Source organism: Corynebacterium neomassiliense (assembly GCF_900626215.1).
Taxonomy (GTDB): Bacteria; Actinomycetota; Actinomycetes; order Mycobacteriales; family Mycobacteriaceae; genus Corynebacterium; species Corynebacterium neomassiliense.
In genome coordinates this window covers 2,444,863-2,466,521 of record NZ_LR131106.1, presented here as the reverse complement: position 1 = coordinate 2,466,521, position 21,659 = coordinate 2,444,863, and the positions used below count along the sequence as shown (strand labels likewise).

Sequence of the window (21,659 nt, the reverse complement as noted above, 5' to 3'; positions counted from 1 at the left end):
TACAACCGATGTCGTCTGATTCGACCACCCCTGCAAGCCCGCTGCTGACCGTGGAGAACCTCCGGGTCAGCTACCGGACCCACGGTGGAACCGTCCCCGCGGTCCGCGGGGTGAGCTTCACCGTCGACCCCGGGGAGCGCCTCGCCCTGGTCGGCGAGTCCGGGTCCGGCAAGTCCACGGTGGCGTCCGTCATCCTCGGGCTCACCCCACCGGAGCTGCACGTCGACTCCGGGTCCGTCCTCTGGAACGGCCACGCCGGGGGCGACCGGACCGGTCACCCCACAGACATCCTCCGTGCCAGGGAACGGGTCCTACGCACCGTACGGGGACGCCGGATCGGCTACGTCCCCCAGGATCCGACGGTGTCACTGAACCCGGTGATGCGGATCGGCGAGCAGATCGCCGAAGCCGTCCTCACCCACCGTCTCGCCCCGAAGGCCGAGGCCCGTCGCCGCGCGGTCGAGGCACTGGCGACCGTCGGCATCGACGACCCTGAACTCCGCGCCCGCCAGTACCCCCATGAGCTCTCCGGGGGGATGCGCCAACGCGTCCTCATCGCCGTGGCACTCGTCGCGTCCCCGTCCCTGCTCATCGCCGATGAGCCGACAAGTGCCCTGGACGTCACCGTGCAGAAGAGGATTCTCGACCACCTCGACAGGTTGACCGCCGACCGTGGGCTGGCCTCCCTGCTGATCACCCATGACCTCGGGGTCGCTGTGGAACGCGCGGACCGGATCCTCGTCATGTCACGCGGACAGATCGTGGAGGCCGGCCCCGCCGGTCAGGTGCTCAACCACCCGACCCACCCGTACACACGACAGCTGATCTCCGACGCCCCGGGCCTGACCACCGTCCGGAGGGTCGCCGGGCCGACCGGAGACGACAGACAGAGGACGCCGGCGCTCACGGTTCCCCGGACCCCGCCCGCTCTCGAGCTGCGCGGCATCGTCAAGGACTTCCCCTCCGGCGGCGGAACTTTCCGCGCAGTGGACGGGGTGTCCCTGCGGATCGACCGGGGAACGACCTACGGGCTCGTCGGCGAATCCGGGTCAGGCAAGACGACCCTGGGCCGCATCGCACTCAGACTCGAGCAGCCCACGGACGGTCGGGTCCTCCTCGACGGCACAGACATCACCGGAATCACCGGAGGAGACCTGCGCCGGCTGCGGACAAGGATCCAGGTCGTCCAGCAGAACCCCTACGCCACCCTCAATCCACGCCTCACCGTCGGAGAGAACATCGCCGAACCATTGGCCGCCACCCGGACAGGAAACCGGCGACAGCGCCGCGATCTCGCCCGCGAACTGCTGGAACAGGTCGCGCTTCCCGCGGAACTCGCCGACCGACGTCCCGCCGGCCTGTCCGGGGGCCAACGCCAACGCGTCGCGATAGCCCGGGCGCTGACCGTCGACCCGGAGGTGGTCATCCTCGACGAACCGGTCTCAGCCCTGGATGTCAGTGTTCAGGCGCAGATCCTGGACCTGCTTGTCGACCTCCAGGACAGGCGGGGGCTGAGCTACCTGTTCATCTCCCACGATCTCGCCGTCGTCCGCGACATCGCCCACCGGGTGGGCGTGATCCGACGGGGTCATCTTCTCGAGGAGGGCCCGACCCTCGACATCTTCGGATCCCCGACCCACCCGTACACCCGTGAGCTCCTGGACGCCATACCCGGTCGTCCGGCCGGGGCAGGACAACCGGGGCAGGCGGTCGCGGCAGCCCCGTGACCTCCCAACCGACATTGTCGACGACCATCTCCACAGCTGTTTCAACAACAACTTCCCCCATACAACCGTCCACGACAGTCCACGACCGTCCACCAGCGTCCACAACCGTCTCTGAAGGAGAACCCGTGCAGAACCACCGCACCGCCCGTGACACCCGATCCATCCGCTCCCGCCGTCCCGGGACCGCCCGGTCCACCCGGTCCACCCGGTCCACAGCGCGCCACTCTCCCGCCGTGATCTCGGCTCTCCTCGCCACCGGACTGCTCCTCAGCGCCTGCGGGTCCTCGACAGGTTCCCCGGGCTCCGGTGGTGACACCTCGACGCTCAACTTCGCCATCGGCAACGATCCCCTCGTCCTCAACCCGAGCGCCGTGGGCAACGGCAATGACACCCTGTACGTGACCAGGCAGCTCGTCGACTCCCTGGTGTACCAGAATCCGGACACCCTGGAAATCCAGCCGTGGCTGGCCGAATCGTGGACTGTCAACGGGGACGCCACCGCCTTCACCTTCACACTCCGGGACAACGTCACCTTCTCCGACGGCACGGCACTCGACGCGGAGGCCGTCAAGGCGAACTTCGACGACATCAAGGCGGCCGGGGCGGAATCCTCCGGGGTGGCCACCCTGCAGTCCTACAGCGGTGCCGAGGTCCGGGACGCACGCACCGTCACCCTCAACTTCTCCAGCCCCAATGCCGCACTCCTGTCACAGATCTCCTCCCCGTCCTTCGGAATCGTCTCCCCGGAAACGCTGAAGATCCCCTTCGCAGAACGGGCCGGTGGCGACAAGGTCTCCGGTTCCGGACCCTATGTCCTCGACAACTACACGAAGGACGACTCCGTCACCCTCAGGAAACGGGACGGCTACGCCTGGGCCCCTCCCGGATTCGACACCGACACCGACGGTGCCGAGACCGACACCGTGAAGTTCACGATCGTCCCCGAATCCGGTAACCGTACCGGCGGGCTGACCTCGGGGCAGGTCGACGTCGCCGGTGGAATAGCCCCCAATGACATCGACTCGGTCGCCGCCAGTTCGCAGATCGTCAAACGTGCCAACCCGGGCACCGTCTTCGGCCTGTACCTCAACACCCGTGGGGACCTGTTCTCGGACCCGAAGGTGAGGCAGGCGATCTCCGAGGCGGTCAACCCGACCGAGATCCGCGACGGTGCCCTCAACGACAGTTTCGCCGTCGCTGACAGTCCCCTGGCCTCGACCACCGGTGGTCACCGTGACGTCTCGTCCGACATCGACGTCAACCGGCCTGATGAGGCGGCCAGACTGCTCGACGAGGCCGGCTGGCGGGCCGGGGCGGACGGGATCCGGGAGAAGGACGGCAGGAAGCTGACCCTCCGGATCACCTACATCAACAACTTCGGCCCCAATCCGGACAGCATTGCGCTGCTCCAGCAGCAGCTGGAGAAGATCGGGGTCGGTTCGACCCAGCAGACCGGAACGGTTCCGGAGTTCCAGAACAGTCTGACCTCCGGGGACTACGACATCGCCTGGCGGAATCTGTCGGGGGCCGACGGTGACATCCTGCGCACCGACTTCGGGGACACCGGTTCCACCCGCAACTGGCCGATCCCGGACGAGGAGATCCAGGACCTGCTGAAACGACAGCTGGAAACCGGCGACCCTGCCGCACGCGAGGACCTGCTCGGCACCCTCCAGACGAAGATCGCCGAATCCCGGTGGTTCATCCCGGTCCACGAACTGACCACGGTCCTCGGGGTCTCGGACAGCGTGTCCGGTGTCGGTCTCGGAGCGGACTCGCGGCTCAACCTCCTGGTGGACGCCACAAAACAGTGAGGCAGCAGTGGTCAGGCACTCCGGGTGAAATATTCCCGGTGGTCTTTTTCATTGCCGACCGGACCTGCGTCGGGTTCCACTGGACGTCATGACTGATTCCACTCCTGTTTCCCTGCACTGGTTCCTTCCGACCTACGGTGACTCCCGGAACATCACCGCCGGAGGTCACGGTTCCGGCTTCCATTTCGGCAGTCGTTCCGGGGACCTGAACTATCTCACGCAGATCGCACTGGCCGCCGAGGAGAACGGTTTCGAGTCCGTGCTCACCCCCACCGGACTGTGGTGCGAGGACGCCTGGGTCACCACCTCAGCCCTGCTGTCACGGACCACCCGGCTGAAGTTCCTGGTGGCGATCCGCCCCGGCCAGGTCAGTCCGACGATCATCGCCCAGCAGGGTGCGGCGTTCCAGAAGTTCTCCGGCAACCGGCTGCTGGTCAACGTCGTCGTCGGCGGGGAGGACCATGAGCAGCGTGCTTTCGCGGACTTCTCGACGAAGGAACAGCGCTACCACCAGGCCGATGAGGCGCTCGAGGTGATCACGAGGTTGTGGACGGACCCTGAACCGGTGACGTTCACCGGCGAGCACCTGAGAATCGAGAACGCGGTGCTCAAGGAAACCCCCGGGCAGGTGCCGCCGGTGTTCTTCGGCGGTTCCTCACAGCTGGGGGTCGAGGTCGCCGCCCGACGCGCTGACGTGTACCTGACATGGGGGGAGACCAGGGAGGCGGTCGCCGGGAAACTGGACCGGGTGCGTCAGGAGGCCGCACGGAACAACCGGAGCCTGGACTACGGTATCCGGCTGCACGTGATCGCCCGGGAGACTGAGGAGGAGGCCTGGGCTGAGGCGCAGCGTCTCTACGACCAGCTGGACCCGGAGGAGGTCGGGCGGATCCAGCAGGGTCTGGCCCGGTCGCAGTCTGAGGGGCAGCGGCGGATGAGTGAACTGCATGACCGTGGCCGGTCGTTCGTGGCCGGCGGGGACGCCCGGGACCTGGAGATCGCCCCGGGCCTGTGGGCCGGGGTGGGCCTGGTGCGTGGTGGTGCGGGTACTGCCCTGGTGGGATCGTACCGGCAGGTTGCGCAGGCTGTCGCGGAGTACCGGGAGATCGGACTGACGCATTTCATCTTCTCCGGTTACCCGCATCTGGAGGAGGCGTACCACGTGGGTGAGGGCGTGGTGCCGGAGCTGCTCAGGTTGGGTGTGCCGGTGCGCAACCATGACGCCGGCCGGGTCCGCCCGGCTGCCGCCACCCCGTTCCTCGCCGACCAGGGCACCACAGTCTGACTGTCCCGGACCTGCAGGGAATATGCCGCCGGTGGGCCTGGTTGGTACCCGTGACCCGTCAGTCATCCAGACTGAACAACCAGACCGAACTACCAGACCGGGAGATCTACACTGTGAGCACCATCGGATTGATCGGCGCGGGCCTCATCGGGGCAACCGTGGCGCGACTGTCGGTTCAGGCAGGCCACGACGTCGTCCTGAGCAATTCCCGCGACCCGAAGACCCTTCTCCCCATCGTCGCCGCACTGGGCGGCCGCGCCCGTGCCGCCACCCCTGCCGAGGCGGCGGAGGCCGGCGACATCGTCGTCGTCACTGTTCCGCTCGGCGCCCTGGACAGTGTGCCGGTGGAGCAGCTCGCCGGCAAGACCGTCATCGACACCAGCAACTACTACTGGCAGCGTGACGGCCACATCGATGTTCTGGACGCGAGGGAGATCACCACCTCGCAGATTCTCCAGGACCGTGCACCCGAGGCACACGTGGTGAAGGCCTTCAACAACATCAACTTCGCCCACCTGGGTGAACTGGCCCGGCCGCACGGCGCCGCCGACCGTACCTCCCTGATCATCGCCGGGGACGACGATGACGCCAAGGCCGAGGTCAGCCGGTTCCTCGACTCGATCGGCTACGGCACGGTCGACGCGGGAGTGCTCTCGGAGGGGTGGCGTTTCGACAACGGTGAGCCCGCCTACGGCAGGCCGTACATCTCCCCGGACGCCACTCCGACGTCCCTGTTCGACATGGGGCCCGGTCGTGCCGCGACCGAGGACGAGCTCAGGGCCGCGCTCGCCGCCGCCGACCGCAGCATCTGACACCAGCCGAATATCCGGCACGCCAGGTGGCCGTCCCCCGATTCCGGGCGACAGTCCGGCAGCTGCCGGACAGTGACCCCCCGGCTCAGACCCCCCGGCTCAACCGACGGCTGTGCCGGCTGCCTGCCTGATCTCCGGGGCTCGTCGCCGGGAGAATCCCGGACCGAGGGCGTCGAGCAGTGAGGCGGCCAGGCGGGCACTGGCCTCGAACACCCTGGTCGGCCCACCCGGACGCCCGAACGCCTCCGGGGTGTTCAGCGACGCCGCCGGCCCCACGATGAACAGGCCGTTGTCCGGGGTGCCGTCGGACGCCACGGCGCGGTGGAGGGTGTCGACGAGGAAGCCGTCACGGGTGGCGGTGACCTCTCCCCTGTCCGTCAGGCCACGCAGCAGCGGGTCGGTGACCCTGGCTGCGTCGAACCGGGCGAGCCGGGCGTCGACGAGTCGGCGGGCGTGTACCCGGCCGGGCACCGCGGGCGAGGAGGCGGTGAATCCGCCGGCGCCCCCGGTACCGGCCGTCACGGTCACTCCGGGGCCGAGGAACCGCACGATCCCGGCGTCATGCAGGGCGAGCAGGTTCGCGAGACGCTGGGGCGGCGGCCCGGAACAGGTGTAGGAGAACGAGGACGCCACCGAGTCGCCGAGGAAGCTGTGACGGTCGGCGTCCGACACGAGTCCGTCCGCGGCGAGCGAGAGCAGGGTCATGTAGGCGGCGACGAAAGCCCCGTAGAGGGCACCGTCCTGCCGGTGATCCCGTCCGGTCGCACGGGTGAGGTTATCCCGCACGATCCCCGCTATCGTGTCCTCCAGGTCGGCCCTGCCTGCGAAGACCTGCCCGGTGAGCGGACTGTCCAGTAGCCGGGGCCGGAACTGGTCCGCCGGGTCGGGGACGAGCCGGCGCACGGTCTCCTCAAGGTCCCCGGTCGGGGAGCGGCCGGATTCCACTGCAGCGTCGACGAGACGGTGGAGGGTGTCCCGGTGCAGTGCGGTTCTCCCGGGATGGTGCTCCTCCAGGGCCGAGTACCACGCCACGGCGAGGTCGGCCTCCAGCAGGATCCCGAGGGTCCGGCCGTCGACGGTTCCGTCTGCTCCGGCGAACCGGGATGCGGCGGGAAGGTACCGGAGGTGGACGGGCAGGGGCCCTTCTGTGAGTTTCGACCGGTAGGGGACTCCACGGCCCGATCCGACCCACAGCACCGGTTCCTCGCCCGAGGGGACGTAGACCGGGACCGTGCCGGGCGGGCTGCCCGCCGGTGTCAGGAACCTGCCGCCGCGTCCCTCGGTGACCAGCATCATGAGGTCGATGAACGCCAGTCCCATTCCGCGGACCAGGACGTCCTCTCCGGCGGGCAGGGTCGACCAGTCCGTGTCCGCGGTGAACCCGGGAGGTTGATGCCCCGGTCCTGCGGCCGGGGATTCGACATCGAGGTGTCCCTGCGCCAGCAGTACGACGTCGGCGCCGAGTACGCTGCCGTCGTCGAGGACGACGTCGCGGCGTCCTTCCCCGTCAGGGGTGGTCCGGGTGCGGAGCTGTGTGGCGGTCGCCTGGTGGACGGTCATCCTCACGCCGGGGACACCGTCGAGGACGGCGCGGGCCCGTTCCACGGCGTCGGACAGGTAGGCGGACAGGTCGCGGCGGGGGATGAAGGTGTCACGTCCGGTGTCGCGGTCGGTGACGGTGCGGATCCAGGACGCCAGGTCCGGGCCCGTCACGGGTACGGGTCCGGCCGGTGGGCTGTCGTTCACGTTGTCGGCGGCGGTGGCGGGGGCGGCGGCGCTGGCGGAGAGGTCCGCCGGGGCGTAGACGGTGATCTCGGCGGCGGTGGAGTTCATCCAGAGCAGCCTGTCCTGGTTCGCCCGCCAGATCCTGCCGCCACCGACCGGGTACGGGTCGATGACGTGGATGTCCAGCCGGGTGGGCCGGTCACGCAGGGCCGCGGCCAGGGCGAGCAGTACCCCTGTGGCCCGCGGGCCACCACCGACGATGACGAGGCTGCTCACCGGTGGTGTCCTGCGACGGTGTCCCCCGTGGTGGAGGATGCCAGGGCGTCGAGCAGCGGGCGGACGGTCGACAGGTCGTCGACCTCCACCGCCAGTCCGGACACCCCCTCCGGCAGCTCCGGGACCCCGGAGTTCACGATGCCGGACGCGTCGACCTCGAGAAGGACAGGGACATACCTGTCCGGTGAGGCAGAGTCACTCCTGTCCGGTGTCCCCAGTTTCTCCAGAACCTCGCCGACGGTGACGGACCCGTCGCCCCGGCGAAGGACCACCACATCGGCGATCCGGGACGCCGCGGACAGTGACTCCTGACCGTCGACTGTGATGACGGTGGTCAGATCACCCTGGGGTGAGCGGGGGACGATCGACGGGCCTTTGACGGTGAAGGTCTCCCCGGCGGCGTCCGTGCCGGTGGTTTCGGTGTAACGGACCTTGTCCCGGTCGATGAACCTGGCGGTGACGGTGTCGCGGATCTCCGCGTCGGGGTCCCACGACCCCCACAGTGCGCTGACGGCGGTGTCGACGTCGACCGCGTGTTCCCAGGCTGAGGCCGGTTCCGCCGGCGGACGCAGGCCCACGAGTGCGGCGTCCCGGCGTCCCACCTCCCCGGTCTGCACGGTAGGTGCCCACCCGGCCCGGGCCGGGCCCGTGAACGCGGTGAGATGGTCCAGTGTGGCGGTGGCCGTCGCGGCGTGGAAGGGTTCGGTGTTGGGGACGGGGGCCTCGGGCACCAGTGCGATCCGGGTGGTCTGCGGGGCCAGCCATGCTGCGAGGACGACCGCCGACTGGCCGGTGACGTGGTCGTCACCGAGGATGACCCGTTCCACCGTCGGGTCGGCGTCGAGGGCGGTGACGGCGTCTTTCAGGGCCGGGATGTCGAGTGCGGCGGCGGGACTGATTCTCACGGTGGTCATGCGGGGATCTCCTGGTCGTGTGCGGTTGCGGGGGTGGCGTCCTGTCCTGTGAGGGGTCGCAGCGGAGGCAGCCCGAGATTCTCACGCAGTGTCTCCCCTTCGTAGCTGGTGCGGTAGGCGCCGCGGTCCTGCAGGACCGGCACCACCTTCCGGACCACATCGTCGATCCCGTGCGGTGTGAGGTGGGGAACGAGGATGAAGCCGTCGGCGACCCGGTCCCGGGTGCGGCGGATGAGCTCCTCGGCGACATCCACCGCAGTGCCCACGAAGGACTGACGCGCCGACACCTCGATGACCAGTTCCCTGATCGACAGGTTCTTCGCCGCGGCCAGTTCCCGCCACTGCCCCGCGACCGCCGCCGGGTCGCGGTGGTGGCGGACGCGGCCACGGGTGATGTCGACGTTCTCCGCGACCGGGTCGATGTCGGGCAACGGTCCGTCGGGGTCGTAGGAGGTGAGGTCACGGCCCCACACCTGTTCGAGGAAGGCGATCGCACCCGGTCCGGAGACCTGCTGCAGGCTGATCTCCCGGGCCCGCTCCTGCGCCTCAGCGGTGGTGTCGCCCAGTACGACGGTGACCGCCGGGAAGATCCTGAGACTGTCCGGCGTGCGGCCGAACCGGGCGAGGCGGGAGTCGAGGTCACGGCGGAAGGCCCGTCCCTCTTCCGGGGTACCGTGCCGGGTGAAGATGACTTCGGCGTTGCGCGCGGCGAAGTCCCTGCCTTCAGGGGAGTCGCCGGCCTGGAAGATCACCGGGTCGACCTGCGGGGTCCGGGGGACCGGGAATGTGCCGTGGACCGGGGAGGTGACCGGGGTCCCGGAGTCCCCTGCCCCCGGCGTCCAGTCGACCGGTTCTCCCCCGGACTCCCACAGTCGGCGCGCGAGTGTGACGAACTCCTCGGCCCGACGGTAGCGGTCCGCCCCGTCGAGGTAACCGCCGCGGCGGAAGTTCTCCCCGGTGAACGCGTTGTGGGTGGTGACGACGTTCCACGCGGCGCGTCCCCCGGAGACCCTGTCGAGGGTGGCCAGGGTGCGTGCCAGGTCATAGGGTTCGTTGAAGGTGGAGTTGAATGTGCCGACCACTCCGAGATGCCTGGTGACGGCGGCGACGGCGGCGAGGACCGTGGCCGTTTCGGGGCGTCCCACCACGTCAAGGTCGAAGATCTTCCCCTTGTGTTCGCGCAGTCTCAGTCCTTCGGCCAGGAACAGGAAGTCGAAGAGTCCTTCTTCGGCGGTCCTGGCGAGGTGGTCGAAACTGGAGAAGTCGATGTGGGACCCGGAGGTCGGGTCCGCCCACACGGTGGTGTTGTTGACTCCCGGGAAGTGTGCGGCGAGGTGGACCTTGCGGTCTCCTGCCGTGAGATCTCCGGTCTTCTGGTCTCCGGTCTTCCGGTTTCCGGGCATGGGCACGCCTTTCAGGGTGGGGTCGGGTTCACGCTGCCGCAACTGCTCCGCCCGGTTCTGGTGCCCGGTACTGACGACCAGTTCCGGCAGGCAGTTCCGGCAGCGATCCGGACAGACAGCTCGGTCTGCTCTGGTGCGGTGCCACCAGCCTAGGACCGGCCCGCCCCGGCACGTCACCGTTTCTTTCTCCGTGCACCGATTCCCCTGTGTCAGAATGGTCACATGACCACGGACCTGCCGGATTCCGGTCCATACGACCGGGCACGTGCACAGACCCACCCGGAGGGCCGGCATGCGGCCCGGGATCTGGCGGCGCGCGGTCCCCGGCATTCCCGCACCGCCGGCACCCGGGACCTCGGCACCCTCAGCGACGCGGTCAACGCCACCTACGACCGCCTCGACGAGCTCGTCGAGGCCACCCTGGAGCACTGGCGGCGTCTCACCCCGCCGGTGGCGGACGTACCGCAGCCCGTCACCGCGGACGGTACCGCCGGCCCACCCCACCTCCCCGACAGCCGATGGCTGCTCCGGGCCGCCCTCGTCGCCGCCGACGGTCTCACCTTCACCGCCTCCGGGACCGCCACATTCGACCGGGAACACACGGACTTCCTCGCCGACCTCGGCCGTGACCTGCGCAAGGACGGCGTCACCGTCGACCACTACGCCGCTGCCGCCGAAGCTCTGGGACGGGCCCTCTGCCAGATCAACGGGCTGCCCTACCCCGGTGCCGACCTGACGTACAAGGCGGCGGAGGCCGCCGGGCTGCCGGAGGGGCTCACCGAGCTGTTGCAGACCCTTGACCTCGGGGTCAGGATCACCGCCCTCGGAGCCGTCGAGGACGAGGACGCCGGGATCCCCGCAGCCTCGGACGCGGAGGTCCTCGAAGTCCAGCGACGGTCACCCCGGGTCACCGTGGTCCGGCTCCAAGCCACACCCGCCCCGACCTGGTGGGCAGGTCAGTTCCTCCAGGTCCGTACCCCTTCCGATCCCGGGAAGTGGTGGTCAGCCGCCCCCTCGGTGGCACCGGACCCCTCAGGGCTGCTCGAGTTCGCGGTCTTCCACCCCGCCGGGGAGCCTCTTTCCGCCACCGTGGGAGAGCACTGGGTGGTCGCGAATCCGACGGGTGCCCTGGACATGCCCCGGCAGGGTGGCACCCCGGTGGTCATGCTGGCACTGGGCGCCGGACTCTCGCCGCTGCGTTCGCTCATCCTCGCCACCCCTGACCGCGACACCGCCCCGCCGGTGCACCTGTACTGGCAGGTCAACCACCGCTCCGACCTGCACGAGTACACCGGTCTGCTCGGCCTGGCCCGGGCGTTCGACCGTCTGACCTTCACACCCGTGGTCACCGACGGGGAGGACGCCACCGCCGACGATGACGCGGCCTGGTTCGCCGACGGCGACCATGGACGGTTCCTCACCTTCTCCGGTCCCGGTCCGGAACTCGCCGCCGCCGGCCGCCCCCTGCGCCGTGGTACCGCTGCCAGGGTCGCCGTGGAGGATCTCACCGGTCACCCGGACGGGCAGGGCACCTCAGGGCCCGGCGGCATCGGCGGCATCGGCGGGGTGAGGTTCCTCGTCGCCGGTGACCCTTCCAACCCGGGGGGTGCCGCTGAGGTCCGTGAGGCAGTGCGTGTGCTCACCGACGCCGGTGCGGACCCGGCACTCGTCACCGCGGAGCCGCTGTGACAGTCGCAGGGGCGACACACCCGGGGCAGGGGTGACGCCGGGCGTGACGGTGGACCCGGCCGGGATTCCGCCTCAGCCCCGCTCCCCCAGGGCGCGGACACTGCCGGAGTGCACGTCCACCCCACTGATCTCCAGGTCCCGGGCATGTCCGGCGAGAACGGGCAGGCCCCGCCGGACCTTGTCCACACGGTTCGGGTCAATGTCGACGAGCAGGACCTGGGACACGTAACCGGTCTCCGCGAGCCTGGCGCCGTCGGGTCCGACGACCACCGAGTGCCCGATCCCGGTCGGCCCGTCGTTGATGCCGTAGCGGTCCGGGGACCCGGGCCTGGCCTGGCCTGCGGCAACAAGGTAGCTGGTGGTGTCCAGGGCCCGCGCCGAGGTCAGCGTGTGCCACTGGTCGAGTTTGCCCGGGCCGTCGGTCCACGATGTCGGCACGACCATCACCGTGGCACCCGCCTCGGCCAGGGCGTAGAAGTGCCCGGGGAACCGAATGTCGTAGCAGGTGGCGAGACCGACAGTCACCCCGTCAATGTCATAGACCACCCGGCGCGACCCGGGACGGACAGTGTCGGACTCCCGGTAACCGAAGGCGTCGAAGGTGTGGATCTTGTCGTAGTGGTCCGTGCCCTGCGGCCCGGTGACGAGAAGAGTGTTGTTGACCCTGCGGAACCGGTTGGCCTCGCCCGCCCCGGCGATGGGTTCCGTCGACAGTTCCCCGCTGGGATGGCGGTAGACGGTGTCCGCCGGGGTGAACATGCCGACGACGACTGTGACGTTGTTGTCCTCGGCTGCCCGGGTCACCGCCGTGGCGAAAGGACCTGACAACGGCTGTGCCACAACGTCGAGACGTCCCGCGTCGAAAGGGAACATCGCGGCCTCGGGGAAGACCACGAGGTCCGCCCCCAGGCGCGCTGCCTCGGAAATGTAGGTTCGGATGGAGACCAGGTTCGCCGCCACATCCGGCGCGGAACTCATCTGGATCGCTGCGATGCGCATGCGTCCCAGGGTACGTGACTACCCCGGCGTCTGAGGCCCGTCCGTGGTCTGTCCGAGGCCTGTCCGAGGCCCGTCCGTGGCCTGTCCGTGGCCTGTCCGACACCGGTCCGGCAGACCAGGATTGATCTGCACGACCGGATCGACCCGGCGGGGTCAGCCGGTCAGGCCGGGTATCTCGATCCCGGGAATCTGCAGCTGAGGTAATTGAGGCAGCGGCGGAAGCTCCGGCAGTGCCGGAAGCTGAGGCAGCTGTGGAAGCTGCGGTACCGGAGCCGGGGCGGGAGCGGGGGCGGGGGTCTGCACGGGATCCGGTGCCGGAGCCTGCGGCACCGGGGACTGCCCGCCGCCGTAGGAGCCGGAGGACGGAGACCGGGGTGTCGCTTCCGGGGTGGGCGTCCGGGACGGGGACGTCGACGTCGGTGCAGGCGATGACGGGGCGGAGGTGCGGGCCGGTGCGGCAGGTGCCGTCGACGAGGTCGCGGGGCCGTCGCCTCCCCTGTTGGTCTCCGGGTCACGGAGGCAGGCCACCGCCCCCACCACGACAAGCCCTGCCCCGAACAGTGCGACCGGCACCCAGAGTGCACGCCGGTAGGGGTTGCCGGGAGCCATCGCCCCGGCGATGAACCACCACACCGCCGGCGCGGTCACACCGCCGGCGATCACCAGCAGTCCCAGTTGTGTCCGCCCGGACCCTGCGACCAGTGCGACGACGGCCAGCAGTGCCGCGCACAGCAGTGCCCCGACGGCGAAGACGGTGCCTGCAGGTGACCGGGGGCGACCGTGACGGCCGGACGTATCCCCGGGCGACATTTCGCTGTACGGCAACGTGGTCTCCTGATTCTCGGTCGGGTACAGGTCCGGAAAAGGACCATTATCCTCCATGACCGGCCCTTTCCGCACCTGTCGCGCGGCGTTGACAGCGGCGGTATACCATCCCCTGCGTGAACGACACCTCCTCCGGCCCCTCCCGGCGCCGCCCGGATCCCTCCGGCACGGTCTCCCTTTCCCCGGGGTCGGCGGGGCCGGAACGACCCGGGCCTGAGGGAGTCCTGGCCGCCCTCCGCAGTCCCCGCATGCTCACCGTGGAAGTCCTCGGCGGTCTCGTCACGGCCTTCGCCCTCATCCCCGAGTCCCTGAGTTTCGCGATTGTCGCGGGCCTCGACCCGAAGACAGGTCTGTACGCGGCGTTCACCATGGCGTGCGTCACCGCACTGCTCGGAGGACGCCCCGGCATGGTCTCTGGGGCGGCGGGGTCCACGGCACTGGTGGTGTTCCCCGTCGCGAGGGACCACGGGGTGGAGTATCTCTTCGCCACCGTCATTCTGGGCGGGGTCCTGCAGGTCGTCATGGGGTCACTCGGCGTGGCGAAACTGATGCGGTTCATCCCCCGGTCGGTGATGACAGGGTTCGTGGACGCCCTCGCGATCCTCATCTTCACCGCCCAGCTCGACAATCTCATCGACGTCCCGTGGCAGGTCTATCCGCTCGTCGCCGCAGGACTTCTGGTCATTGTCCTGTTCCCCCGGATCACCACGGGAGTCCCTGCACCACTGGCGTCGATCCTGCTGGTCACGCTCGCTGCCGTCGTCCTGTCCGTGGACGTCCCCACCGTCGGGGACCAGGGTGCGCTCCCGGAGTCCTTCCCGGTCTTCGGCGTCCCGGACGTGCCCGTGTCCCTCCACACTCTCGGCGTCATCGCCCCGTACGCGGCGGCACTGGCCCTGGTCGGTCTGATGGAGTCACTGCTGACCGCCAAACTCGTCGACGACCTGACCGACACCAGTTCGAACAAGACCAGGGAGGCGCTCGGCCAGGGAGCCGCGAACATCGTCACCGGCTTCTTCGGCGGCATGGGCGGATGCGCGATGATCGGTCAGACCATGATCAACGTGAAGCAGGCCGGGGCCCGCACCCGGATCAGTTCCCTGCTCGCCGGTGTCTTCCTCATCATCATGTCCGTCACCCTGGCCGACATCGTCGGTGAGATCCCCATGGCAGCCCTGGTCGCGGTGATGACGGCAGTCGCGGTGACCACCTTCGACTGGAATTCTCTGCGAACGCTGCGGGTGATGCCCCTGTCGGAGACTGTCGTCCTGCTGGTCACGGTGGTGTCCACGGTGGTGACCGACAACCTCGCCGTGGGTGTGGTCCTCGGCGTCCTCACGGCCATGGTGGCGTTCGCCCGGCGCGTGGCGCACTTCACCCGCATCGTCCCCACCGGGCCGGGAACCTACCGGGTGGAGGGCCAGCTGTTCTTCGCCTCCTCCAACGACCTCGTGTACCAGTTCGACTACGCCGGCGACCCGCCCGAGGTCACGGTCGACTTCTCGACGGCGACCGTGTGGGACTCCTCCACCGTCGCCGCCCTGCAGGCGGTCCGGGAGCGGTACGCCGGACACGGGAGCACCGTCACCTTCACCGGGTTGGACGCCGTGAGTGCCGGGTACATCGACCGGCTCGAAGGGAAACTCGGAGGGGCCGGGTAGCGCGGTACCGGGCATGTCCGGAGAACTTCACCGGACGGTCAGACGGGGTTAGAACGGACGACACCGGGGACGCCTACCGTGACCGGCCATGACCTCCGATCACCCTCACCACGGTTCCTCCACCTCCGGCGGTCACCCCGCCACTCCCGGTTCCCCTTTCCCCGCCCCGGCCGTCTCACGACGCCGGGCCCTGCAGTTGTTCGCTCTCGGCGGGGCAGGTGCCGCCGGTCTTCTCTCGGCGACAGGGCTGTCCCCGCTGCCGTCCGCCCGGGCACAGAGTCTGTCCCCGTCCCCGTACCCTTCACTGTCGGGGGCCGTGGGCTCCTACGGCCGGTCCTCCGACGGAGGGTTCATCGCAGGTGACCTCCAGGTTGTCACTGTCACCGAAAGTGAACTGACCGTGACATGGTGCACCTGGTCGACGGAGAGGCTCGACGACGGGCGCCCCACCGGAACCCCCACCGACGGGGTCCTGCGGGTGTGGCCGGACGACGATCCCTCCGGTGTCCGGGAGGTGCACTCACCCGGGGCCACGTCATTCCACGTGCTCACCGTCACCGGTCTGCGGCCGGGGACCCGCTACCGCTTCGCGGCGTCCTCCGGTGGTGTCACCCCGGCACCGGTGCTGAACATCTACGAGGGCCCGCTGGACACGGTGACCACGTTGGACGCCCCGGTCGGCCCGTTGGCCGGCACCGTCGTCACCACGAATGACACCCATATCGGCGAGGACCGGGACGGGATCATCTTCGGTGACTTTCCGCCGCCTGTGACCCAGGCGCGGGGAGCCCGCCCTTACGGGGAGATCATGCTGGAGTCGGTGATCGCCGGGGCGCATGCGGCAGGGGCCTCGCACCTGTTCGTCAACGGTGACCTGACGGCGGAGGCGCGCCCGGTCGAAGTTGAGACGGCGAAACGCATCCTGGACACCTTCAACGGCAGGTGGCGGGTCACCCGGGGCAACCATGACCGGCCCCATGACGCCGCCGTTGATCCGGTGTACCTCGCGGCCCCGCCGTACCGGGGGCCGGATCAGGGGGAAGCAGGGACGGACTACCGGGACAGTTTCGGGGCCGTGTTCGAGCCCCGTCAGCAGGCCTGGGTCGAGGACGGTCCCGGGGGGATCCGGGTGCTGGGCATAGATTCGACTCACCGGGACCGGTCGGGCGGGGTCATCAACGGGGAGCAGTTCACGCAGATCGAGGAGATCCTGCAGGAGGATCCCCTGCGGCCGACGGTGGTGATGCTGCACCATCCGATGACCCGCGACGCGCAGTGGACCAACATCGGCGGACCGGACTTCACCCTGGCGGACGCGGACGCACAGCGTCTGCAGGCGGTGTTCGCCGCGGCCCCCGGGGTGCGGCTCGTGCTCGGCGGGCACACCCACCGGGTGCGGCGCAACACTGCGGACCCTGCGTCGGGCCGCAGGCCGCCGGTGTACCTGGAGACGGCCTCGGCGAAGAACTGGCCGACCGGTGCGATGCACCTCCGCGTGTACGGGGACAGGTTGACGGTCAACTTCCGGCACGCGGTCGGTCCGGAGGCGTTGGCGTGGGCTCAACGGACCAGATGGTCGACGTTCGGACTGCAGTCCGCGTATTCGCTGGGCCGGCACACGTCACGGAATCTGGTGGTGGAACTGTAGTGGTCCCGGGTCGGACGGTGGCCGGCGCAGCCGTTGCTGCACCGTCCGGGGACACCCCCTAGGCTGGGACGCCATGATCCTCATCTCCGTGGCCTTCCTTCTGGTCGCCGCACTGTTCATACTCCGCTCGCGCAATGCCGCGGCACCGTGGGACGACCGGCTGAGGTTGACGGGGGTGGTACTGCTCGGCATCGGTGTGGCGCTGACCGCACTGCGTGTGGCCGTGACGGTCACCGGCTGAGACGGGAGCACACAGGCCGGACTCCACAGGCACGGCAGGGCAGTGGTCAGGTGTTGTCCACAGCGGCACACCGGGTCGTTGCCGCAGGTTCCACCACCGCCCTATCGTCCCCTCACACCAGGTACCGCCACTTCCGGCGGTTCCGTGGACACCTTTGGAGGGGACATGGGTACATTCGGGGCGGAAGAGGTCTTCGGGATCACTCCGGACGAGGTCGTCCGGGCGTCGTCCGAACTCGACGGGCACGGATCGGAGTTGCGTGAGACAGGGAAGTCACTGTCTGGTGGTGGAGCCCCTCCCCGCGACTGTCTCCCCGGGGGTCTGGCGGCCGAGTATCTGGAGATCGCCGCCGACCGGGTCGGAAAGCTGGCGGCGGCTGAAGGATCGTCCACCGGATCCGCGGCGTCCGAACTGCGCATCTTCGTCGACGCGGTCACAGGGGCGGAGTCGGGNCCTTTTCGCGGGCGGGTTAAGTGGGTAAAAGGGGCCGCCTTTCCCCCCCGTTTGGGGCCGCCCGCGGGGGGGGGGCGGGGGGCGGGGGCGGAGGGACTGGACTCGCTCGCGGAGTTCCCGGGCTGGTCGGGAACCGCCTCAGACGGGATGAGGCACAGGATCTCGGCGTCGTCGGGCAGGCTACGTTCGGCCTCGCTCGCGGCAGGGGCCGCCGGGGATCTGCTGGAACTGCACTGCGGGGTCCTCACCGCCGTCCAACTCGCGGTGGTGGCGACAGTCCGGACGGCGGAAGCAGCCGGGATGACCGTCCACGACGACGGCAGGGTCACCGCGGGCAGGGCAGGTGCGGCAGGAACAGTCGCCGCGGTACTCTCCCATGTCCCGGCCGCGTCCGGGGCGGTGCGCTCAGCAGAGTCTGCACTCACGGCAGTTCTCAGGGCGGCGATGACGACGGTGTCGTGCCTCGACACCGCTTTCGCGTTACAGGTGCACGCGGTCACCTCGGTGGAGCCCGGTCCGGATCCTGCCCCGGCGCCTGTCCCGGTGGCCCCGGGCACGGCCGCGTCGTGGGCGCTGTCCCCGGACGGGGTGACGGACGGGGTGACGGACGGGGTACCGGAGGGGGTTCGGGTAGATCCCCGTCTCACCGGGTCGGTCACACCTGAGGTGCAGGAGGAACTTCTCGAGGTCGCGACAGCAGCGGCGCAGGAGCTTGTTCTGCGGGGTCTGGACCCGGGGCAGACCGGGGTGGAGGTGACCACGGTCGGCGGGGCCCCGGGAGTGGTGGTCGGTGACATCACCACCGCCGACAGGATCACCACCCTGGTCTCCGGTACCGGGTCGAGCGACCTCGGTGGTCTGCGGGACTCCGCCGCACTGGCGGGACGTATCTCGGCGCCGGGGCATGCGACGGTTGCCTGGCACGGCTACGCCGCACCCGGGTCTCTGCCCGAGGCGGCACTGTCCGGCAGTGCCCGTTCCGGGGGCACCTCACTGCGGGGACTGCAGTCGACCCTGCGGGAGCACAGTCCGCAGGCCCGTCTCAGCGTTGTCGGGCACAGTTACGGCACCCGGGTCATCGACGAGGCCGCAGGGGACGACATCTTCGCCCTCGACGCCGACGAGATCCATCTGATGGGCAGCCCCGGGATGACCGCACCGACGGCAGGGGACCTCAACCTCCGGGCCACGGACGGTCATGCCGAGGTCCACGTCCACAAGACCCCCGGCGACGTCATCGGTCTCGTCGCCGACATTCCCCGTATCCACGGCGACGATCCTGCGGACCCTGACTGGGGTGCGGACTCGGTCAACGGCGTGCCACCGGGGCAGGCCCCGGCCGACCGGCAGTGGTGGGAAACCGCCATGAACCTGTGGGGGTTGACCGACCTGGATGTCGGGGACGAACACGGGAGCTACCGCGGTGACGAGAAAGTGCTCGGGGCGCTGCGGGGACAGTGAGGCTCCGGCGGGCAGCCCGCCGGTACGCAGTCACTCCGTCGCCGAACTACCCTCGTCGTCATGACACAGCCTCCCGCCCGGGTTCCCGGCCACCTGCCCAGCCGGATTCCCGTTGTCGTCGTCGGCGCCGGGCAGGCAGGTCTGGCCGCCGCACATGAACTCGTGCACCGGGGACTCGTACCCGGGACCGATTTCCTCATCCTCGACGCCGACACCGGCCCAGGTGGGGCCTGGCAACACCGCTGGGACTCCCTGACCCTCGGCAGAGCACACGGGATAGCTGATCTTCCCGGTCTGAAGATGGAACGACCGGACCCGCAGATCCCGGCGTCCCGGCTCGTGGCCGACTACTACAGGCGGTACGAGGAGACCTTCTCCCTCCGGGTGGTCCGACCGGTGCGGGTCATCTCCGTCCACGACACCGGAGACACCGGAGACACCGGCGGCGCCGACAGAGACAGTCACTCCGGAGAGCTCGAACTGACCGTGCTGTGCGGGGGCAACGGGGGCAACGGGGACAGTGGGGACAGTGGGAATGAGGCGGGAGGAATCTGCGGCACACTTCGCACCCGCATCCTGGTCAACGCCACCGGAACATGGACCCACCCCTACATCCCCTATGTACCGGGCATCGCGGACTTCACCGGACGCCAGCTCCACACGGTGGACTATGTGCGCAGCGAGGATTTCGCCGGACAGAAGGTACTGGTCGTCGGCGGCGGGCTGAGTGCCGTCCAGTTCCTCCTCGAACTCAACAGGCCCGGTTCCGCCCGGGAGACGGTGTGGGCCACCCGCAGGCCCCCGAACTTCACGCGTACCGACTTTGATCAACGGTGGGGCTACGGCGTCGAACAGCGGGTACGCGAAGCGACTTTCAACGGGCGCCGGCCCGCCTCCGTCGTCCGCAACACCGGCATCCCCCCACGCCCTGACTACCTGGATGCGGTGGATACGGGGATCCTGGTGTCCCACGGCATGTTCAGCAGAATCACCGCCCACGCCGCGACGTGGGGCGCACCCTCCGACAGTGCCCTGAAGGATGCCGCTCCCCTACCGGACGGATCCAGCCCACTCGCCCGACCGGACAGCTGGAAGCCCTTTCCCCCCGGTCATTCCGAGGACGTCGACGCCATTTTCTGGAACACAGGTTTCCGCCCCGCTCTCGACCATCTCGCCCCTCTGCACCTGCGGGAGCCCGGTGGCGGTATCAGGATGGCCGACGAGGTCAGGGTGGCCGAGGATCCGCGCGTCCTGCTCGTCGGATACGGGTCCACGGCGTCGACGGTAGGGGCGAACCGTGCCGGGAGACTGGCGGGGCGGGCTGCAGCGCGGTTACTGGACTCACAGCCCTGACACCTCAACCGGCCCGGAGCTCGGTGCCGGGGAGGCCGGGGAGGCCGGGGAGGCCGAGGAGGCGAGGTAGGGACGCGAGGTCAGGGACAACGCGTTGCCCTGCCCCTGCAGGGCCGCTTCCGCCTGTCCCCGCAGGGCCCGGTCCTTGCGTGTATCCCCCCCACGGACATATAGTTGAAACGTCAACTACTTGCCCGGCATGCCGGGCCGCTGATCAACACTGAACCAATACCGACATCCACAAGGAGCACCACGTGAAAGCCTTCGGCTTCCTCAGTTTCGGACACTACGACCTCGCCGCCTCCGAGCGGTCCGGCCCGGGACGCCGCATGCCCGGCGCCAAGGAGAATCTCAAGAATGCGGTGGAGATCGCCGTCGGCGCGGATGAAATCGGCGTCAACGGGGCGTACTACCGCGTCCACCACTTCGCACCGCAGCACGCCTCCCCCATGCCGCTGCTCTCCGCCGCGGCAGCACGCACCAGCCGCATCGAGGTCGGCACCGGCGTCATCGACATCCGCTACGAGAACCCTCTCCACCTCGCCGAAGAGGCGGCCCAGCTGGACCTCCTCAGCGACGGCCGGCTGGCCCTCGGCATCTCCCGTGGCGCCCCCGAGCCCGTCGACCGCGGCTACGAGGCCTTCGGCTACCACCCGGCCGACGACGACCCCAAGGGCGCGGCAATGGCCCGCGAGAAGTTCGCCCGTTTCCTCGCCGCAGTCGACGGTGAAGGCATGGCCACCTCACTGCCCCTCGAGGAGCAGTACCCGCGGATGTACCAGCCGAACGTGAAGATCCCGGTGATGCCGCACTCCATGTCCCTGCGCAAGCACGTCTGGTGGGGCGCGGGGTCGCGCAACACCGCCGTCCACGCCGCCGAACAGGGCGTCAACCTCATGAGTTCCACACTGCTCACAGAGGCCAACGGGGACCAGTTCGAGAACCTCCAGGCAGAGCAGATCCACCTGTACCGTGAGGCCTGGAAGAAGGCCGGACACCCGTGGACGCCGCGGGTCTCCGTCTCCCGGTCCATCATCCCTGTGACCTCCGACCAGGACAGGAGAATGTTCGGACTCGGCGGTGACAGCGGCGGAATCGGCTGGATCGACGACGGTCAGGCCACGTTCGGCCGGTCCTACGTCGACGAGCCCGACAAGCTTGTCGAACAGCTGAAGAAGGACCCCGCGCTCGCCGCGGCGGACACCCTGATGCTCACCATCCCGAGCCAGCTCGGCGTGGACGCCAACCTGCGCATCCTCGAGAACTTCACCGAGCATGTCGCCCCGGCCCTGGGCTGGAAGTCCAACACGGAGGGACCGGTCACCGGCTACCCGGTGGACTGACCGACGGCGGGGGACCTCTCGGGCAGCGGC

Annotated in this window: 16 protein-coding genes; 11 read left to right on the top strand and 5 right to left on the bottom strand. The window is 69.3% G+C overall.

Features of this window, described 5'->3' with window-relative positions; all coding sequences use genetic code 11:
- Positions 1 to 8: 8 nt before the first annotated feature.
- The 4 genes from E0E18_RS10765 (at position 9) to E0E18_RS10750 (ending at position 5,638) form a co-directional block, all read left to right on the top strand.
- The gene (locus tag E0E18_RS10765) at positions 9 to 1,727 is read left to right on the top strand and encodes a dipeptide ABC transporter ATP-binding protein (RefSeq protein ID WP_130840765.1); all 1,719 of its coding nucleotides are present in this window, start codon (positions 9 to 11) and stop codon (positions 1,725 to 1,727) included.
- Positions 1,728 to 1,852: 125 nt separating this feature from the next.
- The gene (locus tag E0E18_RS10760) at positions 1,853 to 3,541 is read left to right on the top strand and encodes an ABC transporter substrate-binding protein (protein WP_202616734.1); all 1,689 of its coding nucleotides are present in this window, start codon (positions 1,853 to 1,855) and stop codon (positions 3,539 to 3,541) included.
- Positions 3,542 to 3,629: 88 nt separating this feature from the next.
- Entirely contained in the window at positions 3,630 to 4,826 is a 1,197-nt protein-coding gene (locus E0E18_RS10755; RefSeq protein ID WP_066586622.1) for an LLM class flavin-dependent oxidoreductase, read from the top strand.
- Between the two features lie 113 nt (positions 4,827 to 4,939).
- Positions 4,940 to 5,638, top strand: a complete 699-nt coding sequence (locus tag E0E18_RS10750; protein ID WP_130840763.1) for an NADPH-dependent F420 reductase — start codon at positions 4,940 to 4,942, stop codon at positions 5,636 to 5,638.
- A 99-nt stretch (positions 5,639 to 5,737) separates the two neighbouring features.
- Here the strand turns inward: E0E18_RS10750 and E0E18_RS10745 are convergent, their stop codons facing one another.
- Genes E0E18_RS10745 through E0E18_RS10735 form a run of 3 tightly spaced genes read right to left on the bottom strand, consistent with a single transcriptional unit; the run spans position 5,738 to position 9,956 of the window.
- On the bottom strand, positions 5,738 to 7,639 hold the full coding sequence (locus tag E0E18_RS10745; RefSeq protein WP_161972276.1) for an FAD/NAD(P)-binding protein: 1,902 nt from the start codon (positions 7,637 to 7,639) through the stop codon (positions 5,738 to 5,740).
- Positions 7,636 to 8,553, bottom strand: coding sequence for an LLM class oxidoreductase (locus tag E0E18_RS10740; protein ID WP_130840759.1), 918 nt, complete (start codon positions 8,551 to 8,553; stop codon positions 7,636 to 7,638). Before E0E18_RS10740 ends, E0E18_RS10745 begins: the two co-directional genes overlap by 4 nt.
- Positions 8,550 to 9,956, bottom strand: a complete 1,407-nt coding sequence (locus E0E18_RS10735; protein WP_066589466.1) for an LLM class flavin-dependent oxidoreductase — start codon at positions 9,954 to 9,956, stop codon at positions 8,550 to 8,552. The genes E0E18_RS10740 and E0E18_RS10735 overlap by 4 nt, the downstream gene beginning before the upstream one ends.
- Positions 9,957 to 10,178: 222 nt before the next feature.
- Between E0E18_RS10735 and E0E18_RS10730 the strand changes: the two genes are divergently transcribed.
- Positions 10,179 to 11,645 carry a ferredoxin reductase domain-containing protein gene (locus tag E0E18_RS10730; RefSeq protein WP_237559748.1) on the top strand — a complete coding sequence of 489 codons (1,467 nt, stop codon included), beginning with the start codon at positions 10,179 to 10,181 and terminating at the stop codon, positions 11,643 to 11,645.
- A gap of 72 nt (positions 11,646 to 11,717) precedes the next feature.
- On the opposite strand, the gene E0E18_RS10725 is transcribed toward E0E18_RS10730, so the two are convergent.
- Complete coding sequence (locus E0E18_RS10725; protein ID WP_066586610.1) at positions 11,718 to 12,644, bottom strand: carbon-nitrogen hydrolase family protein; 927 nt, start codon at positions 12,642 to 12,644, stop codon at positions 11,718 to 11,720.
- Between the two features lie 153 nt (positions 12,645 to 12,797).
- A complete protein-coding gene (locus tag E0E18_RS10720; RefSeq protein WP_202616733.1) occupies positions 12,798 to 13,469 on the bottom strand; it encodes a hypothetical protein in 672 nt (223 codons plus the stop codon).
- Between the two features lie 248 nt (positions 13,470 to 13,717).
- Here E0E18_RS10720 and E0E18_RS10715 point away from each other — a divergent pair, with 248 nt between their 5' ends.
- The 6 genes from E0E18_RS10715 to E0E18_RS10695 all read left to right on the top strand — a co-directional run bounded on the left by E0E18_RS10715 (position 13,718) and on the right by E0E18_RS10695 (position 21,629).
- Positions 13,718 to 15,130 carry a SulP family inorganic anion transporter gene (locus tag E0E18_RS10715; RefSeq protein WP_130841427.1) on the top strand — a complete coding sequence of 471 codons (1,413 nt, stop codon included), beginning with the start codon at positions 13,718 to 13,720 and terminating at the stop codon, positions 15,128 to 15,130.
- Positions 15,131 to 15,218: 88 nt separating this feature from the next.
- The gene (locus tag E0E18_RS10710; RefSeq protein ID WP_130840757.1) at positions 15,219 to 16,778 is read left to right on the top strand and encodes a metallophosphoesterase; all 1,560 of its coding nucleotides are present in this window, start codon (positions 15,219 to 15,221) and stop codon (positions 16,776 to 16,778) included.
- Between the two features lie 73 nt (positions 16,779 to 16,851).
- Complete coding sequence (locus E0E18_RS13895; RefSeq protein WP_154669492.1) at positions 16,852 to 17,019, top strand: hypothetical protein; 168 nt, start codon at positions 16,852 to 16,854, stop codon at positions 17,017 to 17,019.
- Between the two features lie 165 nt (positions 17,020 to 17,184).
- Positions 17,185 to 18,933: an alpha/beta hydrolase gene (locus E0E18_RS10705; RefSeq protein WP_130840755.1), complete on the top strand. Its 1,749-nt coding sequence runs from the start codon at positions 17,185 to 17,187 to the stop codon at positions 18,931 to 18,933.
- Between the two features lie 60 nt (positions 18,934 to 18,993).
- The gene (locus tag E0E18_RS10700; protein WP_130840752.1) at positions 18,994 to 20,286 is read left to right on the top strand and encodes an NAD(P)-binding domain-containing protein; all 1,293 of its coding nucleotides are present in this window, start codon (positions 18,994 to 18,996) and stop codon (positions 20,284 to 20,286) included.
- A 254-nt stretch (positions 20,287 to 20,540) separates the two neighbouring features.
- A complete protein-coding gene (locus tag E0E18_RS10695; RefSeq protein ID WP_130840750.1) occupies positions 20,541 to 21,629 on the top strand; it encodes an LLM class flavin-dependent oxidoreductase in 1,089 nt (362 codons plus the stop codon).
- Positions 21,630 to 21,659: the final 30 nt, after the last annotated feature.

What these genes read in the sequence shown, in the direction of transcription:
- E0E18_RS10765 (WP_130840765.1), top strand. Translation starts at nt 9, where the DNA reads ATGTCGTCTGATTCGACCACCCCTGCAAGCCCGCTGCTGACCGTGGAG.
- E0E18_RS10755 (WP_066586622.1), top strand. Translation starts at nt 3,630, where the DNA reads ATGACTGATTCCACTCCTGTTTCCCTGCACTGGTTCCTTCCGACCTAC.
- E0E18_RS10740 (WP_130840759.1), bottom strand. Translation starts at nt 8,553, where the DNA reads ATGACCACCGTGAGAATCAGTCCCGCCGCCGCACTCGACATCCCGGCC.
- E0E18_RS10735 (WP_066589466.1), bottom strand. Translation starts at nt 9,956, where the DNA reads ATGCCCGGAAACCGGAAGACCGGAGACCAGAAGACCGGAGATCTCACG.
- E0E18_RS10730 (WP_237559748.1), top strand. Translation starts at nt 10,179, where the DNA reads ATGACCACGGACCTGCCGGATTCCGGTCCATACGACCGGGCACGTGCA.
- E0E18_RS10725 (WP_066586610.1), bottom strand. Translation starts at nt 12,644, where the DNA reads ATGCGCATCGCAGCGATCCAGATGAGTTCCGCGCCGGATGTGGCGGCG.
- E0E18_RS10715 (WP_130841427.1), top strand. Translation starts at nt 13,718, where the DNA reads ATGCTCACCGTGGAAGTCCTCGGCGGTCTCGTCACGGCCTTCGCCCTC.
- E0E18_RS10710 (WP_130840757.1), top strand. Translation starts at nt 15,219, where the DNA reads ATGACCTCCGATCACCCTCACCACGGTTCCTCCACCTCCGGCGGTCAC.
- E0E18_RS13895 (WP_154669492.1), top strand. Translation starts at nt 16,852, where the DNA reads ATGATCCTCATCTCCGTGGCCTTCCTTCTGGTCGCCGCACTGTTCATA.
- E0E18_RS10700 (WP_130840752.1), top strand. Translation starts at nt 18,994, where the DNA reads ATGACACAGCCTCCCGCCCGGGTTCCCGGCCACCTGCCCAGCCGGATT.